The organism is Mesorhizobium sp. WSM4308, assembly GCF_002294905.1.
Classification (GTDB): domain Bacteria; phylum Pseudomonadota; class Alphaproteobacteria; order Rhizobiales; family Rhizobiaceae; genus Mesorhizobium.
In genome coordinates, this window is sequence record NZ_NSFW01000005.1 from 147453 (window position 1) to 165440 (window position 17988).

Sequence of the window (17988 nt, forward strand, 5' to 3'; positions counted from 1 at the left end):
CGTTTCCTGCCGGATGAGTCGTTAGTTCCGGTGTTCTCATGGAAGGGAATTTTTATGAACAAGAACGAACTGGTGTCCGCTGTCGCCGACGCCGCGAGCATTTCGAAGGGTGACGCGCAGTCGGCGGTCGATGCGGTATTTTCCGTCATCACCGGCGAACTGAAGAAGGGCGGCGATGTCCGGCTTGTCGGCTTTGGCAATTTCACCGTGTCAAAGCGTGCCGCCTCGACCGGCCGCAACCCGCAGACCGGCGCCGAAGTGAAGATCCCGGCACGCACCGTGCCGAAGTTCTCGGCCGGCAAAGGCCTGAAGGACGCAGTCAACTAAGCGTTTTTTCTTTTCAGAGACAGAAAAGCCGGGCTTGCCCGGCTTTTCATTTTTTGTGCCCAATGCCGGCACACGCGACCAGAAAAGCCGGGCTTGCCCGGCTTTTCATTTTTTGTGCCCGACGCCGGTACACGCGACCAGAAAAGCCGCGCTTGCCAGGCTTTTCTTTTTTTGGCCCGAATTAGAGGCGGCAACGCTCCTATGCGGTCGGCGCGTCGTCGCGCATCAAGCCCTCCTTCTTGAGGTCGGCCCACAGCGCTGCCGGCAGTTTCGCGTCGAGCAGTGCCCGGTTGCTTTCGACTTCGCTCGGCCGCTGGCCTCCGGGGATCACCGAAACGACCGAGGGATGCAGCAGCGGAAACTGCAGCGCCGCCTCGATCAGCCTGACGCCATGGCGTTTGCAGACAGCCTCGATGCCGGCGACCCGCTCGAGAATGTCCTTCGGCGCCTCGGAATAGTTGTAGTAGGCGCCGGGCTTCGGTCCTGTCGCCAGGATGCCGGAATTGTAAGGGCCGCCAAGGACGATACCGATGCCGCGCTTCTGGCAAAGGGGCAGGAAGGATGTCAGCGCCTCCTGTTCCAGCAGCGTGTAGCGCCCGGCCAGCAGGAACAGGTCGAAATCGCCGCGCTCGGCCAATGTCTGGGCAACCTGCCATTCGTTGATGCCGCCGCCGAACGCCTTGATCGCGCCCTGGTCGCGAAGCGACAGGAGTCCATAGTAGCCCGAGCGCATGAATTCTTCGATGCGCCGGTCGGACGCCTCCTTGCTGCCATGGGTGAAGATGTCGACATCGTGCACGAACAGTATGTCGATCCTGTCGACGCCGAGCCGCTCGAGCGAGGCTTCGAACGAACGCATGACGCCGTCATAGCTGTAGTCGTAGACCTCCTGGCGTGATGGCGTGTCGAAGAACTTGCCGATGGCCGTGCGCTGCTCCGGCGGGCAGGCGCGCATGAGGCGGCCGACCTTGCTCGACAGCACATAGTCGTCGCGCTTCTTGCCGCGCAGGAAGGGGTTGAGGCGTGTTTCCGACAGGCCAAGCCCGTACAGCGGCGCGGTGTCGTAGTAGCGGCAGCCTGTCGCCCAGGCGGCGTCGAGCGTGGCCTTGGCATCCTCGTCCGAAACGGCGCGGTAGAGATTGCCGAGCGGTGCCGTGCCGAAGCCGAGCTCCGTAAAGGTGAGGCCGCCATTGCCGATGCGGTCGAAATGCCGTGTCTTCATGTCCTGCAATTTTCCCGGGGTTGATCTGTGTGAGCTGATTTATCTGACATGACACTATCATGCCTGCGACCAGGCAAAAGCGCTGCGCGGCGTTGGACACGCATTTTCGCGGTTGCTAGCATGAATGAAATCAAGCTGTTCGTGAAAAAGTCCGAGGAGGATTTCGAGGGTGGGTTTGTCGTGAGCGACCGGGACGAAAATCTGTTCAAGACCGCGCTCGACGAACTCGGCGGCGTGCTGGCGCGCGTGGATGACAGCCAGATCGGCGCGGCCTGCAAGCTGCTGGCCGAAGCCAGACAGATCGTCGTCTATGGCTGCGGCCGCGAGGCGTTGCAGGTCAAGGGTTTCGCCATGCGGCTCTATCATCTCGGCCTGCCGGTCTCGGTGGTCGGCGACATGACCACGCCGCCCTTGGGGCCTGGTGGCGTCTTCCTGGCCAGTTCGGGACCGGGAGAAACCTCGACGGTGCTGACCTTGATGCGCGTCGCGCGCGATGCCGGCGCGACCAATCTGCTGCTCACCGCCCAGGCCGGCGGCAGCGCGGCGGGGTTGGCCGATGCCACGCTGCTCATTCCGGCCCAGACCATGGCCAATGACCAGGGGCCGCAAAGCACTTCGGTCCTGCCGATGGGCTCGGTATTCGAAGGCGCGCTGTTCCTGCTGTTCGAGGTGATGGTGCTGAAGCTCAAATCCCTGATCGGTGCTTCGCCCCAGGCCATGCGTGCCCGCCATACCAATATGGAATAGATCATGCACTATGAACTGATGCTGCCGCACCAGATCCGCAAGGCGATTGCCGAGAATTGGCCGGTCGCCCTGCCGCTCGGCGTGCTCGAGTACCATGGCGAGCACATGGCCGTCGGCATGGATACGCTGGCCGTCATCAAGACGCTGGAACTGTTCGAGAAGGAGAGGGATGTCGTCATCCTGCCCCCCTTCTACTACGGCGCCGCGAGCTACGCAGTGGCGCCGCCGGAAGGTTCCGGCTCGGTGCAGGTCGGCGGCAACCAGCTGGCGCCGTTCGGCGAGGAACTGTTCTACAGCCTGCTGCGTATCGGTTTCCGCAACATCCACGCCATCATCCACCACCAGACCGAGAATTTCGCCGCCGGCATGCCGACCGATCTCGCCTTCAAGACCGCCGGCCGCCAGGCGATCTTCCGTTTCCTCGAGAAGCAGCGCGGCGAGGGCTGGTGGGGCTCGAAGGACATGGCCGACTATTATGCCGGACATGCCGCCGGTGAAAATTTCTTCAACTGGGTGCAGGTCCATCCGCTGATGCCGGCCGCCATGAATGGCAAATATCCGTTCGACCATGCCGGCATCGGCGAGACGTCACTGATGCTGGCGCTGTGTCCGGAGGCGGTCGACGCCGCCCGCTTCGCCGACAATACCGGCTGGTACACGGCGAGCGCCAAGGATGCATCGGCGGAACTTGGGAACAAGGGCGTCGCGATGATCATGGATCACCTACGCGCCATCCTGAAGGCCTAGCGCGGTTCGACCTTCTCCCCCTTGTTGTGGGAGAAGGTGGATCGGCGCGCAGCGCCGAGCCGGATGAGGGGTGCTGGACGAAATGCGGCGTCAAAATATAGAGTGATTTTAAGCGCTTATATCTTCAGTGTTGTGATCCTGCCAACACCCCTCATCCGACCGAGCTTCGCTCGGCCACCTTCTCCCACAAGGGGAGAAGGGAAGACAGGGCGGCCTACTTCACGGCTCCCGCCGTCATGCCCATGATGAGATAGCGTTCCAGCGCGATGCCGATGACCGCCAGCGGCGCGATCGCGGCGGTGGCAAGGGCTGCCATCGACCACCAGTTGATGCCTTGCGAGCCGGTCTGGCTCGCCACCATGACAGGAATGGTCTTGGCATCGGTCGAGGTCAGAAGGGCAGCGAAGAAATATTCGTTCCAGCACAGCACCATCGCCAGGATGAAGGCGGCGACCATGCCCGGCAGCGCGATCGGCATGACGATGCGGAAGAACGCCCCCCAGATCGACAGGCCGTCGACGAGCGCTGCTTCTTCCAGCTCGACCGGGATGGAGTTGAACTGGTCGCGCATGATCCAGATGACGATCGGCAGCACCATCAGCGTGTACAGCAGGACCAGCCCGATGCGCGTGTCGAGCAGGCCGACTTCGCGGTACAGCACCAGGAAGGGCAGGGCGAGCACCACCGGCGGCAGGATCAACTGCGACAGGAAGAAGAAGGAGATGTCCTCGTTCTTGAACCAGGCGAACTTGTAGCGGTAGCGCGTGAGGCCGTAGGCGGCGAGGCTGCCGATGACGATGGCGAGGCTCGATGCGCCGCCCGAGGTGATGACCGAGTTCATGAAGCGCTTGAAGAACTCATCGCGCACCGTGGAGGTCTGGAAGATCGAATCCGGCGACAGCCCGAGCGAACGCCAGCCTTTCCAGTCCGGCTGGAAGTCGACGAAGGGGATCAGATGGCCTTGCGTGACATCGACCGCCGATTTGAACGAGGTCGTTATCGTCCAGTAGATCGGAAACAGGCAGATCAAGGCCCAGAACACCAGCGCGCCATAGATGAAGACGCGGCTGGTGATGAAGCTCGCCGGAGAACGGATTTCGGAGACGGTGTATTCGGTGGTCTGAACGCTCATGATCCGGCCACTCAATTGACGTTGCGCACGAAGCGGTTGGCGAGTTTCAACAGCCAGGTCACGAACACGACGATGATGACCAGATAGGCCATCGCCAGCATGGTGCCGTAGCCGACATTGGAGCGGTCGCGGTATTCGCGATAGATGAAGCTGGAGACGGAATCGGTGGCGCCGCCGGGGCCGCCCGAAGTCACCGTGATGATGATGTCGGCCAGCTTCAGCTTGAAGATGATGCGCAGGATCACCGCCGTCACCGAAACCGGCAACATCAGCGGGAAGGTGACCTGCCAGAAGGTCTGCCAGGTGGTCGCGCCGTCGACGCGCGCGGCCTCCAGCACCTCGCGCGACATCGCCTGCAGGCCGGCGAGCAGCATGATCATCATGAACGGGATGAAGGTCCATGCATCCAGTATCATGATCGATATGCGGGCGATGATGGGATCGGAGAAGAAGGCGGGATTGTCCCAGCCGAGATGGCGCGCCAGTGTTGCCGCGGGTCCGAAGCGATACTCCATCAGCGATTTGCCGATCATCCAGGACACCGCGACCGGCGACAGCATCAGCGGCATCAGGAAGACGACGCGAAAGAATTTGCGCGCCCGGATCTGCGCGTTGAGCAGCAGCGCCAGCCCGAAGGCTATGACATATTCGACCAGCACGGCGAGCACGTAGAGCACCATGTTGAACAGCGCGTTGCGATAGTAGGGATCTCCCAGCATCTGCCAGAAATTGTCGAGCCCGTTGAACCTGCGGCCGCTGAAGGAGGAGAGGTTCCAGTCGGTGAGCGCGATGTAGAAGCCGAACAGTGTCGGGAAGATCACCATGGCGATGGTGAACAGCAGCGCCGGCAGCAGGAACAGCGCGCGCTGGCCGTCCTCGCCGCGCGTCAGCACCTGACCGATGCCGAGTGCCACGCCCCACAGCACATAGGCGTAGACCACGGGACGCCATGTGTCGAAGCCGATCGTATCGACCTCGCTCTTGTAGAGGATCTGGACAAGGATCGTTGCCAGCAGGCCGAGCGTTGCAGCGGCCATCACCGCCCAGCCCAAGCGTTTGCGGCCTGGCGGTATCAGGTCGGATGGGACGGCGTTTGCCGGCCAATCATTGGTGGGCAAAATCTGGTCAGCCAAGCGTCTCATCCAGTTGCAGTAGGCACTTCGCGACCGGCGGTGCCGGTCAAGACAGGGTCCGGCGGCTTTCGTCGCCGGACCCCGGGTTCACGCTGCGATCAGGCCAGGCCGAGCGAGGCCTTGTAGAGCTTGACCTGCTTTTCGCGACCGATCTGGTCGGTGAGCTTTTCCCAGGCGGCGGCGATGGCATCGGCGCCTTCCTGTGCCTTCATCTTGCCGGCGAAAGTGTTGGCGAGAATGTCCTCGGCGGCGCTGTAATACTGGAAGATGCCGGGGATGCGCGGCTCGATCGCCGCGTTCGGATGGTTGTAGCTGTCGCCTTCCGACTTCAGATACGAGGTGATGAAGGCCTCGTCGTAGCCGGCCGCCACCCATTCCGGAATGTCGAAATGCGAATTGCGGTAGGGCTGGAAGCCGGACGGATACATCGCCGTCCAGATCGACAGGTCCTTGCCGCCGAGATGGGCGGCGGCGGACCATGCCGCCTTTTTCTTCTTCTCGTCCTTGTCGACGCGGGCCATGACATAGACGCCCCAGCCCAGATAGGCGCAGTTCGGCGAATAGTTCGGCCCGCTGGCGAGCTTCTCCCATTTGCCGGTCTTGGAATTGTACACATCGTCCGAGCCCGGCAGGATCGAGAAGCCGGTGACGTCGCCGATGACCGACGAATCGTTGGTCTTGACGTTGGAGCCGATGTCGCCCCACCAGGGGATCATCGAACCGGTGCCGGCCAGGAACTGCTGGAAGCCTGTGGTGTTCGGGTCGGCGTTGATCTGGTCCGCCGGTTCCGACGGCAGCGCGTCGATCACGTCCTGGATGGCGCGCACCCAGGCCGGATTGTTGATGCGCGGCTTCATCGTGTCGGCGTCGAACAGCCATGCCTTGTCGTCGGGATGCTTGGCGTAGGCGGTGGCGCGGCTGCCGAGGAAGTAGAAGCCGAAACCGCCCCATGGCTTGGGCGCGTCCAGATAGCCGTAAACGTCCTGGCCCTTGAATTTCTTGCCCTTGAGGAACTTGGTGACGGCCTGCACCTGCTGCCAGGTCTTCGGTACGCCCCATTCGCCTTCACCGCCGCCATCCTTCCACTGCTTGGCGAGGTCGGCATCGGCGAACACGTCGGTGCGGTAGTTGAAATTGTGCGTGTCGCCGTCGATGGTGACGCGATACTGCTTGCCGTCCCAGGTGCCGACCGGCGGCTTCAGATAGTTGACCAGATCGTCGAAATCGATCTGCTTCTTGACCCAGTCGGGCATCTCCGAGGTCAGGCCCTTGCCGCAGACATCGCCTTCGAAGGGCGCGCCCATTTCGATGATGTCGAAGTCGACGGTGCCGGTGGCGATCGATTGCTGCAGCCGGGCGTTGTAGTCGGCCTGCGCCAGGTCGATCCAGCTGATCTTGGCGCCGGTATAGGCCTCCCACGGCTTCAGGAAGCCGCGGAACAGCACATTGTGCAGGTTCTGGTTGTTGAGGCCCATGAAGGTCAGCTCGACGCCGGCGAATTCGCCTTCCTTGACATTGGCCTTGGTCGCCTCGAGGCAGAGTTCGCCGACCTTCTGGAAATCGGCATCGGTCGGCTGACCTTTGCCAACGCCAGGAATCTGCAGGATCTTCGACCGCAGTTCGCTTGCGGCGGACGCCGGACGCGTCAAGGCGCCGAGCCCGGCGCCGGATGCCGCCGCGATCGCGGCCATGCTGGCCGCACCCTTCAATATATCGCGCCTGGTGGCGCCGGCACGAACCAGTTTCTCGTAAAGACCTGTTCTCATCGCAATTCCTCCCAAAACATCAGTGTGATGGATGTGGCCAACCTGTCGGACGTTGGAGCGCCAACGATTCTCCCGGCTCGGAAACGAATTAGGCAGGACCCCACCCTGCGTCGATTTTAGGTTCCGATTGCGGATCAGGTAACGACATTTAGACCAGCGCCTGCCACTATTCTCGCAACCAAACGCCGTGTCAACGAGAACGGTTTTGTCTACAAGAGACCGACTTGCCCTGACAGGGCGTGTTGGTTAGCTTCTGCGCCTACGGCCAGTTGGAGCCGATGGGGGAGAGATGGCTCAAGTCGCGATCAGCAAGGTGGCCAAGGCGTTTGGAACCGTCAAGGTTCTGCACGAAGTCAGCGTCGACATCGCTGACGGACAGTTCGTGGTGCTGGTCGGCCCCTCGGGTTGCGGCAAGTCCACGCTGCTCAGGATGGTGGCCGGGCTGGAGACCGTTTCCGGCGGCACGATCGCCATCGGCGACCGCGTCGTCAACCATCTGCCGCCGGCAAAGCGCGACATCGCCATGGTGTTCCAGAACTACGCACTCTACCCGCACAAGACGGTCGAGCAGAACATGGCCTTTGCCCTCAAGCTGCGGAAAACCGATCCGGCCGTGGTCGCCGAGCGGGTCAAGCGCGCCGCCGACATCCTCGACCTCAACCCCTATCTGAAGCGCTATCCCCGGCAGCTCTCCGGCGGCCAGCGCCAGCGCGTCGCGATGGGCCGCGCCATCGTCCGCAATCCGCAGGTGTTCCTGTTCGATGAGCCGCTCTCGAACCTCGACGCCAAGCTGCGCGTGCAGATGCGCACCGAGATCAAGGAATTGCACCAGCGGCTGAAGACCACCACGATCTACGTCACCCACGACCAGATCGAGGCCATGACCATGGCCGACAAGATCGTCGTCATGCGCGACGGCCGCATCGAGCAGGTCGGCGCGCCGCTGGAGCTGTTCGACCGGCCGGCCAATCTCTTCGTCGCCGGCTTCATCGGCTCGCCGTCGATGAACCTGCTCAAGGGTGTTGTGCGCAAGGGCGGCAAGCCCGGCGTCGACATATCAGGCACATTGTTTCCGATTGCCGACAATGCCGCGCAGGACGGGCAGGCCGTCGTCTATGGCGTGCGCCCGGAGCATCTGGAAATTCATCCCGATGGCGTGCCGGCGAAGATTTCGGTGGTCGAACCGACCGGCTCGGAAACGCTTGTGTTCCTGCGCTTTGGCGACCGCGAGATGGTGGCGCTGTTTCGCGAGCGCCACGACTTCAAGCCCGGCGACACGCTGACCCTGAAGCCCAGGCTCGACCAGATTCATCTTTTCGATGCCGAGACCGGCAAGCGTCTCTGATCTCAAACGGACTTCACGAGGACCATCATGCTCAAAGGCATCAATCCGCTGCTCAATGCCGACGTGCTCCAGGCATTGCGGGCGATGGGCCATGGCGATGACCTGATCATCGCCGACACCAACTTCCCCTCCGATTCGGTGGCGCGCCAGACGGCACTCGGCCGGCTGCTGCGCATCGATGCGTCGGCCGCGGAAGTGGTGAAGGCAGTGCTGTCGCTTTATCCGCTGGACACGTTCGTCGACGACGCGGCCGCGCGCATGGAAATCGTCGGCAAGCCGGACGAGATTCCGTCCGTGCAGAAGGAAGTGCAAAAGGAAATCGACGCCGCCGAGGGCAAGTCCTGGCCGATGCTGCCGGTCGAGCGCCACGCCTTCTATGAGCGTGCCAAGCAGGCCTATTGCGTCATCCAGACCGGCGAACGCCGTTTTTACGGTTGCTTCGCCTTCCGCAAGGGCGTCATACCGCCGGATGCGGAGTAGCGATATGGCAGCCGTAAAGCCTGTCGTCATATTGGGCGTCTTCGTCGCCGATACCGCCTATCGCGCCGATCGCCAGCCGCGCATGGGCGAGACTATCCTCGGCAATTCGTTCAAGCTGGGCCCGGGCGGCAAGGGATCGAACCAGGCGGTGGCCGCAGGCAAGCTCGGCGCCGACACCACTTTCCTGACCCGCCTTGGCGTGGATGCCTTTGCCGACATGGCCAAACGGACCTGGCAGGATGGCGGCGTGAAAAGCGCCGTCATCGACACGCCGGACAGCTATACGGGCGCTGCCTACATCTTCGTCGAGGAGGGCAGCGGCAACAACGCCATCATCGTCAGCCCGGGTGCGGCCATGCTGATCTCGCCGGCCGATATCGAGGCCAATGCCGCCTTGATTCGTGGTGCCGGCGTCTTCGTAACCCAGCTCGAACAGCCGATCGATGCCGCGATGCGGGCGCTGGAGATCGCGCGCGGGGCAGGGGTGACGACCATCCTGAACCCTGCTCCCGCGGCAAAGCTTCCCGACCGAATCTACGCGCTCTGCGACTATCTCACGCCGAACGAGACCGAGACGGAGGAATTGACCGGACTGAAGGTCTCTTCGGTCGATGAGGCGCGGGCCGCCGCCGGCAAGCTGCTCGAAAAGGGCGTCGGCACGGTCATCGTCACGCTCGGCGACAAGGGCGCGCTGCTGCATTCGAAGGGACGCTCCGAGCATGTCCCCGCCATCAGCTCCGGGCCGGTGGTCGAAACCACCGGCGCGGGCGACGCCTTCAACGGCGGCTTCGCCGCGGCGCTATCGCGAGGCGTGGAGCCGCTGCAGGCGGTGCGCTTCGCCTGCGCTGTCGCCGGCATCTCGGTGACGCGACCCGGCACCGCGCCGTCGATGCCGACGCTGCAAGAGGTCGAGGCACTGCTGGCGAAGGGGTGAGGCACGCGGGCCAGCCGGACCATCAGGCTGTTCCAATCCCCGGGCAATCCCATGAAAAGTGCGTAGCGCTTTCCCCTGGGAATTGCGCCAAAACAAAGAGTCAGGGCAGTTCGCCGCGTCCGTGAAACGACAAACTGCCCTGGATGTCCATCCAGCGATAGCCCGATCAGCTATTGCCTGACGTAGCAGCGCTTTTCGCGACCGGGAGCGGGATCGCCGAACGTATCATTGTCGCATTGGACGCCGTTGCGGAACACGTCCTGCGTGAATTGGCCGCGTGCCCCGTACCTGACCACCTTGCGGCCATAGAAATCGCAGTAATCGCCTTCATCGGCACAGGCTGCCCATCTCTCGCGGCGGGGTTCGTCGTAATTGTCATCCGACTGGTCTCGGCCGCGCATCACGATGAAACACGACTTTGGGATGCCCGGCGCCGGGTCGCCAAAAACGCGATTTGAACACGGCACCGCGTCTCGCTCGAAATAGCGCGAGGTCGTGCGGCCCCGGGCGCCGTAGACCACTTCGGCGGGGTACGGCAGACGGCAGAGCCCGCCCTCGCGCGCGCATTGCTGCAACCGGTCGGCCGACGCGGTCGCCGGGAAAAGGGCGGTAGCGACCGTCGCCGCGCCGCCCAGGTACATGAGCGTGAATAATGTGCGCATAGGAATGTTTGGTGCGATTGACACGATAAGTCCTCCATGCCGTTCAGGCAGCCTACTAGTGCAACTCCGCTACCTGCGAAATGAATCCAGCGCTTTGTGGGCAAATCCGCAAGTGGGATTCACAACGTCAAACGCGGCTCAAGCCCGAGTCGTTCCAGGAGCTGCTTTTCAGCCTATTGGAGTGGCGTCGCGTTTGCCAGATTGCCGCGCGGGCGTGGCTGAATTTTTGAAGCCGGCTGCGAAACAGTCTGCCGCCAACGATTCGCGCGGCGGCGGCGAATGATCATCGACAGCGGCAGGGCGCAAAAGCCCGCGCCTTGGCACTTCATTTCTGAAAGTGGATTCTGACCATTCATGTCGGCATTTCCCTGTGCCAAGGATTGCGATCCTTGAGGGAAATGGCGCGAGTGACGGGGCTCGAACCCGCGACCTCCGGCGTGACAGGCCGGCACTCTAACCAACTGAGCTACACCCGCGCATTGACGAGCACGTGTCAGCCGTGTTCGTCGTTGGGGCGCTGGATAAGGGGTTCGCCATCGGGTGTCAAGCGCACCAAACCATCATAACAACAAACTGGAGAAGGTTTTTTGACAGCCGGCGTTTTGTTCGCAAATCGGGCCTGCGGACAGGGCGTCACCTGTTCATTTGGCCTTGCGAAGCCGGTCCCGACCGCTTAAAGGTCCGCGCCGGAGCGGGCGATTAGCTCAGTTGGTAGAGCGCTTCGTTTACACCGAAGATGTCGGCGGTTCGAGCCCGTCATCGCCCACCATCCCGCGTCGTCTTGAAAATGCGATTTGGCCCTTCCGGGTGTGTTTTCAATATCCAATGCATGCGGTCTCCCGCCCGTCCTCCGACCCTGCCGTCTTCCCGTAAACAGGCTTTTCGCAGGTTGCGATTTCGCCGATGGGAACGTTAGCAGGGCTTCGAAGTTTCTTGACCGCTAAGGCGACCTTGCGCGGAGGTGGCAAATGAAGACGACAGTTGGACCGGATACCGTCGACGTGGCCAAGGCGGTCGATACGATGCTCACGGAGCATGACCCTCGTGCCTTTCTATCGATGGCCGAATTTGTCGAAGTGCTTCGTCAAAGAACGGGAACCGACCGTTCTGACGCGGATCTGAAAGCCCTCGTCACGAAGAAGGCGGCTTTGCTTGATATCGTTATGGAGTGAAGGCCAAGCTCGGCTGCGCAGCTTGGGCAGGATGCTGTTTGCGTATCGGCGCGCCTGATCAGCCATTTCAGGGGCCCTGTTTTGTGCGGCGTGCCACCAGGGGCAAGGCTGCCCGCGAGATCGACTGAACAAGGCCGGCGCGCTACATTTTGTTCCGCCGCTTTTCGATAGCATAGGATGTCCAGCGGCAGCACATGCCCGCGATCGATGTGGCGGCGCCGCCAAACAGGCATGCCGCAAGCAGCGGGTCTTGCGAGGCACTTTTCCAGCTGACCACCGCCAGCAAAATGACGCTTACCATCGAGACCACATAGCCGATACCTTTCAGCGTATGCGGCGAAACCTTAGCCATCGCACTCTCCCCTTCCACGCCTATGTTGAACATCTGTATCGGCGCCAGGTTCCGTTCGTCGGTTGGCCACGCGGGAACCTTTTGCCTGTTCGCGCGTGCTACTGCGATCTGGGCACTGGATGCACAAGCCATGACAAACTTCCTGAAACTCCCTGCGAAGTCGCGGAAGCTGTTTCGCGTTGTCGTCGAAACGCCGCGCGGAGCAGCCGCCAAGCTCGCCTACGACCCCAAGACGGGCGTCTTTCAATATTCAAGGCCGCTGCCGATCGGCAACACATACCCTTATGATTGGGGGTTCGTACCTTCCACCGTCGGGGAGGACGGTGATCCGCTCGACGGGATGGTGATCCACCAGGCCGCGACAGCACCCGGCGTGGTCATCAAATGCGATCTGCTCGGTGCATTGCGGGTGAAGCAGAAAGACCCTGATGGGGCGGTCATCCGCAACGATCGTTATATTTTCTGCCCGCGTAAGGAGGATGCGCCTGACAAGCCCGTCGCTGCCGACCATTTGCCGCAGGATTTGCGCCGGGAGATCGAGCAGTTCTTTTTGTCCTCCGTGCTGGGCACGGGCAAGACGATCAAGCTGAAAGGCTGGCAGGACGCCGACGAGGCTGCCAGGTCGCTCGGCAAGGGTGCGAGGGCTTTTCGGCGCAATAACAGGTGATGGCTGGCCCCGTCTTCCGCGATCACACCATAGGCTGAAATGGTCACGCGGTACACAATACTATCAGCGGTCGATTCCCCCCGGGATGTAGCCACTCCAAAAGCCCGTCGCGGGTCGCCCCCGTGGCGGGTTTTTCATGGATCCGAGGTTGCAGGCCACAACGGGCGAGCTTCCGTACGCCTCCTCTGAGTTGATCTCTGCCGCGTCGCCCGAAAGACCTGAGTTCTCAAGGCGGCACCATCCGAAAATCCTTGCCCTCGGGCAGCAATTGCCCGCCATCGACGACAATGGTCGTGCCGGTGATGTAGCTGGCGTCGTCCGAGGCAAGGAACAGGAAGGCATTGGCGACATCGCGCGGACTGCCGAGCCGGCCGAGCGGGATCGAATCCTCCATGTTCTTGATATAGGCGGCGCCGCGATGCTGCTGGATGGCTTCGGTCAGGATGTTGCCGGGTTCGACACCGTTGACGGTAATGCCGTAGCCGGAGAATTCCAGCGCCGCTGCCCGGATGAAGCCGTTGATGCCTGCCTTTGTCGCCGAATAATGGCCGTGTCCGGGGCTGGTGACATGCGGCCCGGTGATGGAGGAGGTGTAGAGCATGCGTCCGGAGCGCTGCGCCTTCATAGGCACCAGGGCTGCGCGGGTGGCATTGAAGGTGCCGCGCAGATTGACGGCCATCACCCGATCCCAGTCGTCGGTGCTGGTGTTCTCGATCAATTGCCAGGGATAGATCCCGGCATTCTGCACGATGATGTCGAGGCGGCCGTATTGCTTCAGTGCCAATGCCACCGCGGCCTCGGCGTCGCGCATTTGCGAAATGTCGGTGCCGATGAAGGGGACACCGAGTTCATCCGCGGTCGCTTGCCCGGCCTCAGCCTCGCTGTCGGCCAGCACCAGCCTTGCGCCTTCTTCGGCAAAGCGCAGTGCGATGCCCTTGCCGATGCCGCGCGCGCCGCCGATGATCAGCGCCACCTTGTCTTTCAATCGTCCAGCCATGCGAGCGGTCCTGTCATGCCAGTCTCTGGCGAATGGTTTGCTTGAATGCGTCGAGCAGCACGGCCGCCAGCACCAGCAGTCCGTGGATGACCTGGGTGAAATTGGCCGGCAGCCCCATGAGATTGATCGCCGTGTTGATGGCCGAGAGCAGAAGCACGCCGGCGTAGACGCCGGGCAGGGTGCCGACACCGCCCTTCAGGCTGACGCCGCCGATGACGACCGCGGCAAAGGCGTTGAACAGAAGGCCGACGCCGAGATTTGCGGTGGCGCCCGATGTGCGGATGGCCAGCAGCCAGCCGGCAAGGCCGGCAATGGCGCCGGCAAGCACGAAGGCGATGATGAGGTTGCGGTTCACCCGGATGCCGGCCCGGAAGGTCGCCGTCTCGTTGCCGCCGATCATCACCAGGTGCCTGCCAAACGGTGTCTTGGCCATGATCAGCGAGAAGACGACGAAGCAGGCGATGGCGATCCAGGCGGTGAGCGGCAGGCCGATCAGCCGCTGGATGCCGAACCAGCGGATCGCCGGTGCAAGATCCTGCGCCGAGCGGCCGCCCGAAATCACCAGCACCAGGCCGCGCACCCAGATGTAGGACGCCAGTGTGATGATGAAGGCGCTCATCTTGACCCTGACGACCAGAAACCCGTTGAAGGCGCCGATCAGGCCGCCCACGGTCAGCGCCAGCAGCAGCGATACCGGGACCATCAGCCATTCGGGATGCAGTTGAACGCCAAGGCCGATGCCCGACGAGCAGAACAGGATGCCGACCGCCATGGCGCTGAGTGCGGCGACGGATTCGACCGACAGATCCATGTGGCCGGCGATGATGACCAGCGCCAGGCCGATCGACATGACGCCGAGTACGCTCGATGCCTCGATGATGTTGGCGAAGATGCCGAGCTGGAAATAGTTCGGGATGAAGATGGAAAAGACCACCAGCACGAAGACCAGCATGAACCAGACGAGGTTGTCGAGGGCGAACTCCAGGGCTTGGCGGGTGCGGAGGGTCATGGACTGATCCGGCTGGCGCATGACCCCGAAAATTCGTTTTTCGGTGACGATCTTGCGCGGATTGGAATTGCGGCGGAGTGGCTCCGGGCCTGAGTGGCCCGGAGCGGCTTGCGCGACGGTCTATTCGACCGATTTGACGGTGTCCGTCGGCGGCTTCTGGTTGCCCCAGAAGGCCGGATTGTCAACGTTTTCCTTGGTGATGGCCGCACCCGGGATCTTGATGTTCGGACCCCAGGCTTCCTTGGTCACGACCGACTTCAGGCCAAGCACGTCATAGTCGCCGGGCTTGATCTCCTGCTTCTTGACGACCTTGTCCATGAACATGGCGACGGCCGCGGCCTGTGCGTAGAGCGGCTGTTCGACTTCGACATTGAGCCAGCCCTTTCGGATCAGGTCGAGGCCGACCGGAGCGCCGTTCGAGCTCATCAGCATGACGTCGCCCGGCTTCTTGCCGGCGGCCTCGAGCGAGGCGACGGCGGCGACCGAGAGATGCGCGGCATGGCTGAAGATCAGGTCGATGTCGGGGTTTGCCAGCATCTGGTCGGCGACGATGGTGCCGGCATTGCTGGCCTCCCACTGCATGGCCGGCAGCGAGATGATCTTGACGTCCGGGAACGCCTTCATCTTCTCCTCGAAACCCTTCTGGATGTCGAGCGTATAGGGATCGCCGGGATCGCCGAGCACCTGCAGCACCTTGCCCTTCACGGAGCCGTTCTTGGCTTTCAGCAGTTTTTCGGCCTGGTCCGCGGCGATATGGCCGATCTCGACCGTACCCGCCACCGAGGTGAAGTCGGAAGGCGTCGAGGTGATCTGGCGGTCGAACTCGACCACCGGGATGCCGGCGGCGCGCGCGGCCTCTATCGACGGCTTCAACGCATTGAAATCGACCGCCGCCAGGATGATCGCCGCCGGCTTCAGCGCGATGACGTCGTTCATCTGCGACTGCTGCGCGTCGGTCTTGTTGTCGGCGTTCAGCGTCTTTATGTCGTAGCCGACCTGCTTCAGGAACAGCTCCAGCGCGGTGACCGAGCCGGTCTGGAATTCATCGAGCAATGTCGGCACCAGATAGTAGACGGTCCCCTTGGACTGGGCGAATGCCGGCGTGAGCGTGGCAACGGCCAGTGCCAGGATACCGAAGACAGCAAGAAGTATTCGCTTCATGTCGTTCGCTCCTGTTGAGCCGGACCCCTCTTTGTGTCCCTCAGCTCGCCGGTCCGGCACCGGCAAGCGTCTCCCCGGTGATCATGTTGATCACCGCATCGGGACTTGTTTTGTTTCTGGCGACATCGCCCGCCACGACGCCTTGCCGGATCACCACGATCCGGTCGGCGACCTGAAAAGCCTGCTGCATGATGTGGGTGATGATGACGACGCCGATGCCCTGGCTCGCCACCTGGCGGATCATGTCGAGACCTCGCCGCGTCTGCTCGACGCCCAGCGCCGCGAACGGCTCGTCGAGCAGCACCAGCTTGCCGCCCCAGTGGACAAAACGGTTGAGTTCGATGGCTTGCCGCTGGCCGCCCGAGAGATGCTCGACATTGGTGCGCAGCGACGGAATGCGGGTGCCGGCACTGGCCAGCGCCTTGGAGACGACTGCCTCCATGGCGCGCTCGTCGAGCACAGGAATGCCGAGCACCTTCCTGGTGATCTCGCGGCCCATGAAGAAATTCGCCACCACGTCGACATTGGTGCAGAGCGACAGGTCCTGGTAGACGGTTTCGATGCCCGCCGCCTTGGCCTCGGCCGGCGACCTCGCGAGAAACTCCTTGCCTTCGAACAGCATGCGGCCCGAGGTCGGCTCCAGTCCGCCTGATATGATCTTGACCAGCGTGGATTTGCCGGCGCCGTTGTCACCCAGCAACGCCACGACCTCGCCCTTGCCGATGGAGAAGCTGATCCCCTTCAGCGCTTCGATCGCGCCATAGTTCTTGGTGACGTTGTCGAGCACCAGCAGCGGTTCGCTCATCAGGCAACCTCCTTGGCCGTCAGAGGATCGCGGCCGCGCTCGCGCTCGGCGGCGAACATCTGGCCGAAGCGCGGCGACAGCACTCCCGAGACCGCAAGCGCGGCGGCGCCGCGCAACACCGAATGTTGCCCGCCGCGTGCGACCATCAGCCGGGGCGCGATGCGGTCCTTGCGCGCCGAGACGGAGTTGTGCAGGCCGCCGGTCGACCCGGCCAGCCGTTCGAGCAGGTCGGTGGACGCCAGCCCGCCGAGGATGACCGTTTCGGGGTCGAACAGGTTCTCGATGACGGCGACGGCATTGTGAAAGATCGGCGCGACTTCCGCGACCCAGTCGGCCTCCGTGCCGTTCCAGCGCCGAAGCGCCTCGAGCGAGAGGTATCTTTCGAGGCAACCCCGGTTGCCGCAGGGACAGGCCTCGCCGCCCGGAACGACAGGGATGTGTCCGACCTCGCCGGCATTGCCCCAGGCGCCGCGCTGCACGGAACCGTCATGAACCATCACGCCGCCGAGGCCAACACCGAAATAGAGATAGTAATAGTCGGAGAATTGAGCGCCGAGGCCGTAGAGCCGCTCGCCCATGGCCGCCGCAACCATATCGGTTTCGAAGAAGGCCGGCAGTCCGGTCGAGGCTGCCAGCCGCTCGCGCAGCGCTACATCCTTCCAGCCGGTCATGGTCGTCGGGCCTACGAAGCTCATGGATTCGACGCCGAACGGTCCCGGCAGGGCCAGGCCGACCCCAAGCACTCGTCCGCCGGCCCGTAATCCGGTCAATTCAATCACCATCGCACCGATCAGCTCGAAGGCATGGTCGGGCGTCCCGCTCGGGGCCTTGCGGTAAATGCTCTCGATCACGTCGCCGCTCAGATTGATCAAAGCGGCATCGATACCGAGTGGGGTGATATGGATGCCGACGGCATAGCCGCCCTCGGGATTGATGCGCAGCGTCGCCGGCGGCAGGCCGCGCCCCCTGGGCTCCTCGCGCAGGGAGAGGATGTAGCCCTGTTCTTCCAGTTCGCGAACGATGGTCGATACGGTCTGGACGGTCAGCCCGACGCGGCTGGCGATTTCGCCGCGGGCGATCGGCCCATGAAGGCGGATGGATTCGAGCACGATGCGCCGGTTGTATGGCCGCCCGAACTCCTGATTGGTCCCCCGCAATGCCATGCCTTGCGCTCCCGATTGACGCAAGGTTCGCACCAAAGATTTATTCAGTCAAATGGAATTCAAAAATAATTCGAGAGCAACATCATCACGCCCGGGAAGGCTGCAAGCCGCACCGGGCCTAGACTGGCCTAAGGCCGTGGACCAGTCGCCTTACCGGCGCGTGGGGA

Annotated in this window: 20 protein-coding genes and 2 tRNA genes; 9 read left to right on the forward strand and 13 right to left on the reverse strand. The window is 62.7% G+C overall.

The genetic code is table 11. The features are described 5' to 3' along the window. The first annotated feature begins 54 nt into the window (after window positions 1–54). Window positions 55–327 (forward strand): HU family DNA-binding protein, encoded by a 273-nt coding sequence (locus tag CK227_RS11125; protein ID WP_006201846.1) that lies wholly within the window; start codon window positions 55–57, stop codon window positions 325–327. Window positions 328–526: 199 nt separating this feature from the next. On the opposite strand, the gene CK227_RS11130 is transcribed toward CK227_RS11125, so the two are convergent. Beyond that, a complete protein-coding gene (locus tag CK227_RS11130; RefSeq protein ID WP_095770396.1) occupies window positions 527–1549 on the reverse strand; it encodes an aldo/keto reductase in 1023 nt (340 codons plus the stop codon). Between the two features lie 120 nt (window positions 1550–1669). Here CK227_RS11130 and CK227_RS11135 point away from each other — a divergent pair, with 120 nt between their 5' ends. Together CK227_RS11135 and CK227_RS11140 are read left to right on the forward strand one after the other, a co-directional pair. Next, on the forward strand, window positions 1670–2296 hold the full coding sequence (locus CK227_RS11135) for an SIS domain-containing protein (protein ID WP_245317955.1): 627 nt from the start codon (window positions 1670–1672) through the stop codon (window positions 2294–2296). 3 nt (window positions 2297–2299) lie between these two features. Next, window positions 2300–3043: a creatininase family protein gene (locus CK227_RS11140; protein WP_095770395.1), complete on the forward strand. Its 744-nt coding sequence runs from the start codon at window positions 2300–2302 to the stop codon at window positions 3041–3043. A 214-nt stretch (window positions 3044–3257) separates the two neighbouring features. Here the strand turns inward: CK227_RS11140 and CK227_RS11145 are convergent, their stop codons facing one another. The 3 genes from CK227_RS11145 to CK227_RS11155 all read right to left on the reverse strand — a co-directional run bounded on the left by CK227_RS11145 (window position 3258) and on the right by CK227_RS11155 (window position 7074). Further along, window positions 3258–4175 carry a carbohydrate ABC transporter permease gene (locus CK227_RS11145; protein ID WP_095770394.1) on the reverse strand — a complete coding sequence of 306 codons (918 nt, stop codon included), beginning with the start codon at window positions 4173–4175 and terminating at the stop codon, window positions 3258–3260. Between the two features lie 11 nt (window positions 4176–4186). Then, the gene (locus CK227_RS11150; RefSeq protein WP_095770393.1) at window positions 4187–5317 is read right to left on the reverse strand and encodes a sugar ABC transporter permease; all 1131 of its coding nucleotides are present in this window, start codon (window positions 5315–5317) and stop codon (window positions 4187–4189) included. A gap of 89 nt (window positions 5318–5406) precedes the next feature. Continuing rightward, window positions 5407–7074, reverse strand: coding sequence for a sugar ABC transporter substrate-binding protein (locus tag CK227_RS11155; protein WP_095770392.1), 1668 nt, complete (start codon window positions 7072–7074; stop codon window positions 5407–5409). Window positions 7075–7363: 289 nt separating this feature from the next. On the opposite strand from CK227_RS11155, the gene ugpC reads away from it, so the two are divergent. The 3 genes from ugpC to rbsK are packed head-to-tail and all read left to right on the forward strand — an operon-like array spanning window position 7364 to window position 9833. Beyond that, window positions 7364–8419, forward strand: coding sequence for a sn-glycerol-3-phosphate ABC transporter ATP-binding protein UgpC (gene ugpC / locus CK227_RS11160; RefSeq protein WP_095770391.1), 1056 nt, complete (start codon window positions 7364–7366; stop codon window positions 8417–8419). Window positions 8420–8446: 27 nt separating this feature from the next. After that, entirely contained in the window at window positions 8447–8899 is a 453-nt protein-coding gene (locus CK227_RS11165; RefSeq protein WP_095770390.1) for an RbsD/FucU family protein, read from the forward strand. A 4-nt stretch (window positions 8900–8903) separates the two neighbouring features. Beyond that, window positions 8904–9833 (forward strand): ribokinase, encoded by a 930-nt coding sequence (gene rbsK, locus CK227_RS11170; protein ID WP_095770389.1) that lies wholly within the window; start codon window positions 8904–8906, stop codon window positions 9831–9833. A 170-nt stretch (window positions 9834–10003) separates the two neighbouring features. Here the strand turns inward: rbsK and CK227_RS11175 are convergent, their stop codons facing one another. From CK227_RS11175 to CK227_RS11180, 3 genes are all read right to left on the reverse strand, one after another. Then, the gene (locus CK227_RS11175) at window positions 10004–10519 is read right to left on the reverse strand and encodes a hypothetical protein (RefSeq protein ID WP_245433476.1); all 516 of its coding nucleotides are present in this window, start codon (window positions 10517–10519) and stop codon (window positions 10004–10006) included. 149 nt (window positions 10520–10668) lie between these two features. Further along, window positions 10669–10851 carry a hypothetical protein gene (locus tag CK227_RS36135; protein ID WP_143750499.1) on the reverse strand — a complete coding sequence of 61 codons (183 nt, stop codon included), beginning with the start codon at window positions 10849–10851 and terminating at the stop codon, window positions 10669–10671. A 43-nt stretch (window positions 10852–10894) separates the two neighbouring features. After that, window positions 10895–10971 (reverse strand) — tRNA-Asp (locus CK227_RS11180). A gap of 217 nt (window positions 10972–11188) precedes the next feature. On the opposite strand from CK227_RS11180, the gene CK227_RS11185 reads away from it, so the two are divergent. Continuing rightward, window positions 11189–11264: transfer RNA gene (locus tag CK227_RS11185), tRNA-Val, on the forward strand. Between the two features lie 199 nt (window positions 11265–11463). Then, window positions 11464–11667, forward strand: coding sequence for a hypothetical protein (locus tag CK227_RS11190; protein WP_095770387.1), 204 nt, complete (start codon window positions 11464–11466; stop codon window positions 11665–11667). A gap of 142 nt (window positions 11668–11809) precedes the next feature. Here CK227_RS11190 and CK227_RS11195 read toward each other — a convergent pair whose 3' ends face one another. Continuing rightward, window positions 11810–12052 carry a hypothetical protein gene (locus tag CK227_RS11195; protein WP_143750500.1) on the reverse strand — a complete coding sequence of 81 codons (243 nt, stop codon included), beginning with the start codon at window positions 12050–12052 and terminating at the stop codon, window positions 11810–11812. Here CK227_RS11195 and CK227_RS11200 point away from each other — a divergent pair. Continuing rightward, window positions 12045–12686: an inorganic diphosphatase gene (locus CK227_RS11200; RefSeq protein ID WP_245433477.1), complete on the forward strand. Its 642-nt coding sequence runs from the start codon at window positions 12045–12047 to the stop codon at window positions 12684–12686. The genes CK227_RS11195 and CK227_RS11200 overlap by 8 nt on opposite strands. 226 nt (window positions 12687–12912) lie before the next feature. Here CK227_RS11200 and CK227_RS11205 read toward each other — a convergent pair whose 3' ends face one another. The 5 genes from CK227_RS11205 to CK227_RS11225 form a co-directional block, all read right to left on the reverse strand. Continuing rightward, window positions 12913–13683 (reverse strand): SDR family NAD(P)-dependent oxidoreductase, encoded by a 771-nt coding sequence (locus CK227_RS11205; RefSeq protein ID WP_095770385.1) that lies wholly within the window; start codon window positions 13681–13683, stop codon window positions 12913–12915. Between the two features lie 13 nt (window positions 13684–13696). Next, the gene (locus CK227_RS11210) at window positions 13697–14692 is read right to left on the reverse strand and encodes an ABC transporter permease (RefSeq protein ID WP_095770890.1); all 996 of its coding nucleotides are present in this window, start codon (window positions 14690–14692) and stop codon (window positions 13697–13699) included. Between the two features lie 120 nt (window positions 14693–14812). Then, window positions 14813–15853: a sugar ABC transporter substrate-binding protein gene (locus CK227_RS11215; protein ID WP_095770384.1), complete on the reverse strand. Its 1041-nt coding sequence runs from the start codon at window positions 15851–15853 to the stop codon at window positions 14813–14815. Between the two features lie 40 nt (window positions 15854–15893). After that, a complete protein-coding gene (locus tag CK227_RS11220) occupies window positions 15894–16658 on the reverse strand; it encodes an ATP-binding cassette domain-containing protein (protein WP_095770383.1) in 765 nt (254 codons plus the stop codon). Continuing rightward, entirely contained in the window at window positions 16658–17821 is a 1164-nt protein-coding gene (locus tag CK227_RS11225) for an ROK family transcriptional regulator (protein ID WP_095770382.1), read from the reverse strand. The genes CK227_RS11220 and CK227_RS11225 overlap by 1 nt, the downstream gene beginning before the upstream one ends. Window positions 17822–17988: the final 167 nt, after the last annotated feature.